The organism is Cupriavidus sp. 05N39, assembly GCF_056397325.1.
Map to the genome: position 1 here is coordinate 1 of NZ_JBFTNE010000414.1, position 360 is coordinate 360.

The window sequence follows — 360 nt, forward strand, 5'->3', positions numbered from 1 at the left end:
CCATCACCCACAGCCTCGGGCTGGGCGTGGAAGCACGCCGCGACCACTACCAGACCCGTCCGGGCGACCCGAGCAGCTACGCCGCCGGCCCGTTCACCGACCGCCCGACCGGCTCCCAGGCCGGCGGTGGCCTGACCCCGCAGGACGCCACCTCGCTGTCGCGCGACGTGGCCAGCGCCTATGCCAGCCTGTCCAGCCAGTTCGGCGAGCACTTCTCCAGCGACCTGGCCGCGCGTTACGAACACAGCGACGACTACGGCGGCGAGCTCACCGGCAAGCTGGGCCTGCGCTATGAATTCACCCCGGCGTTCGCGCTGCGCGGGGCGATTTCCAACAACTTCCGCGCGCCCTCGCTGGCGC

Annotated in this window: 1 protein-coding gene; it reads left to right on the forward strand. The window is 71.9% G+C overall.

Annotated features, from left to right (window positions below; genetic code table 11):
* Positions 1-360: TonB-dependent receptor domain-containing protein (locus AC1DN0_RS41965; protein ID WP_477146740.1), on the forward strand; the 360-nt coding region annotated here is incomplete at both ends.